3 protein-coding genes are annotated in these 2,593 nt (G+C 49.0%); 2 read left to right on the plus strand and 1 reads right to left on the minus strand.

Annotation, left to right across the window (positions count from 1 at the left end; all coding sequences use genetic code 11):
- On the plus strand, positions 1 to 946 hold a 946-nt coding region (locus tag FJZ26_05465), incomplete at its 5' end, for an adenosine kinase (GenBank protein ID MBM3229855.1).
- 28 nt (positions 947 to 974) lie between these two features.
- Positions 975 to 1,550 carry a hypothetical protein gene (locus tag FJZ26_05470; GenBank protein ID MBM3229856.1) on the plus strand — a complete coding sequence of 192 codons (576 nt, stop codon included), beginning with the start codon at positions 975 to 977 and terminating at the stop codon, positions 1,548 to 1,550.
- An 8-nt stretch (positions 1,551 to 1,558) separates the two neighbouring features.
- Here the strand turns inward: FJZ26_05470 and FJZ26_05475 are convergent, their stop codons facing one another.
- Positions 1,559 to 2,593: a serpin family protein gene (locus tag FJZ26_05475; protein MBM3229857.1), complete on the minus strand. Its 1,035-nt coding sequence runs from the start codon at positions 2,591 to 2,593 to the stop codon at positions 1,559 to 1,561.

Here is a 2,593-nt window from a genome sequence, read left to right on the forward strand (position 1 = left end):
CTATTTTGCAAGCTGCGGGGAATCGTTTCTTGTGCAACACAACCTTTCAAAAAGCGCCTCCAACTATCTTGCCAGGCAGCAGCTGGACTTGCTTTGCTCTGACCCGGGAATCAAAATCAGCGCAACACTTCCAGGCGACAATGCAAGGAATGTGTGCGAGGGCATGGCATACCTTGGCGCAAAGTGCGCCTTTGCAGGGGCAGTTGGGTTTGACAGGGAGGCCGAAATATTTTGCAAAAGCCTTGAAAAATCCGGAATCGCGAGTTTTGTCCGAAAGCTTCCTGGAAGCACGGGCCTTGCGCTCTCGCTTGTCACACCAGACAAGGCGCGCACCTTTGCAATCAACCTTGGCTCAACCGAGCAATTTGAAGAAATAAACGAATCCGAGATATCTAACTCAAAATTCCTGTTTCTCACATCAATATCTCTTCTGTCATCTGGAAAGCTAGGCCAGGCGTGCGGCAGGTGCATTGAGGCTGCAAAAAAGCACGGTGTCAAGGTTGCAATGTCGCTTGAAAGCTATCCCATGATAGAAAAAAATGCCGATACCATTGCAGCATGGCTTGAGGCCGGGCTGGTTGATGTGCTTTTTGGCAACGAGGAGGAATTTGGCGCACTTGGCATAGAGGATTTCAGCCACATGTCAAAAATATCCTACAAACTTGCACCTCTAATCGTTCTCAAGCGCGGTGAGAGTGGCGCGACTGTCTTTTCAAGCACAGGCAAGTCCCTTGACTCAAAAACAATATCAATTCCAATCGCCCCCCCATATGTAAAAGATGTTGTTGATACCACAGGAGCAGGCGACTATTTTGCGGCAGGCTTCTTGAGGGGCATGTGCAAGGGCAAAAAGCTTTCGCAGTGCGGCAAAATGGGGGCAGAGCTTGCAGGAAAAACCATCTCCCGTTTTGGGGCAACTTTGGGCAAGGCAGACGCTGTTGCCTGATTCGAAGGCATCCATATTTTGTGGTTAAATGAAACACGCTTCAAAAGCCCTTGTCTGCGCTGCGGCTTTTTCATTGGCTTCAGGCATTTTTGCCCCAAATGCTTTTTGCCACAAGCCGCTTGCAAAACATTTGCCCAATCAACGGGCTTCAAACAGGCCTAAACTTTTGCACGAGCAGCAAAAACGCAGTGTAGAGCCGGCGGTTTCTGACGCGCTTAAAAAACTTTCGGACTTCAATTATTTTGCAGCTATAGAGTCGCTTCAATCTGGAAAAACAGCAAGCGCACTGAGCCATCTTTCCCTTGCTATAGCCGCAAACCCCGGGAACCTGGCTGCAACCTATGAAAAGGCAAAGCTTCTTTACAGCAGCGACAAAGGTCAAATCCAGGAATCAATAAAACTTCTAAGCCGTTTAATCACACTTCTTGGCCAGAATCCGGATTCGGCTGCCACTGGCTTCAAAACATTATTCTCTGACAGGGCCATGGCAAAATCAGCCCTTGGGGACAAGCAAGGGGCCATCAAGGACCTAGAGCACCATCTTTCATTGCATCCGGATGACTCGAATGCCAGGGAATTTCTCAAGTTTCTTCGCAGTCGCTAGGACTCTTGCTACTGGGCTTCAATTTCATTCATAACCCCCATGAAAAGTATCTCTCCAGTCTTGTCGTCCTGTATCGCATAGAAAAACGGCCTGTTTATCTCCATGTAAAACGGTGCTGGCTTGTTTATCGGGCCGGCCGATGTAGCCACCATGCCAATAACCGTGACTGCCGCAGCCTCGGTCCCCTCCTCATTGCTCTCCACAAAAGTCTTGTGCAGCACAAAGCTGATTTTCAGCGGCTCTTTTGCCATCCTGCTAAAGTCCGCAGTGTCATCAAAAGCGTCTTCCATGCCCATTTGCTTGAGCTGCTCGTTGAGCTTCTTTTCATACTCGACTTTGAACCTTGGCATTATTACCGTGCCTTCTTTTTTCCGCATTCCTGATGTGATTTCGCCCCACCTTTTTCCATCCAGGCTTTCAGCGAAATTTTCGGCACCCTGTGCGCCGCTGGCCCCGTCCCTTGGCAGCACAATGTACATGCTTGCAGAGCCGTTGCCATAACCAAGCCTTACTGCCTGCAGCTCATCGTTTTCTATGTAATCGTACCTGTCAAACCCCTTCATCATCATTACCATTTTCTTTGTTCCATCTGAAGATGTGAATTCTCGTTCCCTGGAAATTGTTTTGTCAAACGGCTTTGCCCACTTGCCCTTGAAGTAAACTGCGTTTACAAGAAACGACCTGTAAACGTCAATTGGAGGGCTGATTACGTTTTCAATCTTGCCCCGTGTCCTGTCCTTTATCCACATATTGATGGTGTCTGCTGAGGCAGGGTCTGAAAAATCAAGGCTTTGGGCCTTTGCAAAATAATACTCCTCAACCGCCTTCTGGTAATCCTGCTTGAGCGTGAAATCCTTATTCAGCCAGATGGAGTTTGCAGCCTCAAGCTCAATGTCCTTGCGGCCCCCAAGCTGTCCAATCAGATACTGGCTGCCAGAGTCAATCTCCCCACTTCCAATTCCCTCAAAGCCCAAGGCGCTTGCCATTCCCCTCTCAGTCTCCCCTCCAGCCCCCCTGTATGCCATTGATAAAGCTAGGGACAG

Source organism: Candidatus Parvarchaeota archaeon (assembly GCA_016866895.1).
Taxonomy (GTDB): Archaea; Micrarchaeota; Micrarchaeia; order Anstonellales; family VGKX01; genus VGKX01.

Excerpts from the sequence above, each read along its gene's own strand:
- FJZ26_05470 (MBM3229856.1), top strand. The coding sequence starts at position 975 with ATGAAACACGCTTCAAAAGCCCTTGTCTGCGCTGCGGCTTTTTCATTG.